We start from the raw sequence: 1,255 nt of genomic DNA on the forward strand, positions 1-1,255 counted from the left end.
CTTGCTGTGGACTCCGATCGGGTCGCCGCCCGTTTGTCGTTGATCCGCCCGCATCTCGATGAGCGGGCGTGGCGGTTGTTGCTCGGCGCGGAGGCCACGGTGTTGGGTCGGGGTGGAATCAAGCTGGTCGCGGCGGCCGGTGGGGTGCATCCAGACACCGTGGCGCAGGGTGCGCGCGAGTTGGATTCCGACGAACCGATTCCGGGGCGGGTGCGCCGGCCAGGTGCGGGGCGCCCACCGATAGCGGTGACCGATCCCGACCTGCTCACCGCGCTGGATGCGCTAGTGGATCCGGTCTCGCGGGGTGATCCGGAGTCACCGTTGCGCTGGACGATCAAATCGACGGCCAAGCTGGCCGCCGAGCTAGCCGCCAGGGGGCATCGGGTGTCTGCGCGCACGGTGTCCAAGCTGCTCAAACAGGCTGGTTACAGCCTGCAGGCGAACTCGAAAACCATTGAAGGCGCCCAGCATCTGGATCGGGATGCCCAGTTCGGATATCTCAACACCCTCGTCGAACGATTCCAGGCCGGCGGGGATCCGGTGATCAGCGTGGACACCAAGAAAAAGGAACTCGTCGGAAACTACAAAGCCGCTGGCCGCGAATGGGAGCCCGCCGGGTCACCGCGCGAGGTGCAGGTGCACGACTTCGCCGACAAACAGCTGGGCAAGGTAGCTCCCTACGGGGTCTACGACGTCGGCGCCAACACCGGCTGGGTCAACGTCGGCACCGACGCCGACACTGGCCAGTTCGCCGTGGAATCGATCCGCCGCTGGTGGACCACGATGGGCGCCATCAGCTATCCCGGATCAAACAAGCTGCTGATCACGGCTGACTCCGGGGGCTCCAACGGATCCCGGCTGCGGCTGTGGAAAACCGAACTCGCCGCCTTCGCCACCGAGGCCGGACTCGACATCACCGTCTGCCACCTGCCGCCCGGCACCTCCAAATGGAACAAGATCGAACACCGGCTGTTCTCCGCGATCAGCCGTAACTGGCGCGGACGACCCCTGGAATCCCACGAGGTGATCATCGAAACCCTCAGGGCAACAACCACATCCACCGGACTAACCGTAAACGCGGCACTCGACACCACCACCTACCCCCGCGGCATCAAGATCACCGACAAACAGATCGCTGCCCTGCAAGCCACCCAGCTACACCGCCACCAATTCCACGGCGACTGGAACTACACACTCACCGCCCACCACACCCCGACACGCCCGACACCACCTACCTAATTACTGCGCGAGCCCT

General features: G+C 64.9%; 1 protein-coding gene. It reads left to right on the top strand.

Translation table 11 applies throughout. The annotated features are described in order from the left end of the window. Positions 1 to 1,239, top strand: a 1,239-nt coding sequence (locus BST40_RS28125) for an ISAzo13 family transposase (RefSeq protein ID WP_425270715.1), incomplete at its 5' end; no start/stop codon positions are given. Positions 1,240 to 1,255: the final 16 nt, after the last annotated feature.

The sequence above is a fragment of the Mycobacterium persicum genome, from assembly GCF_002086675.1.
Taxonomy (GTDB): Bacteria; Actinomycetota; Actinomycetes; order Mycobacteriales; family Mycobacteriaceae; genus Mycobacterium; species Mycobacterium persicum.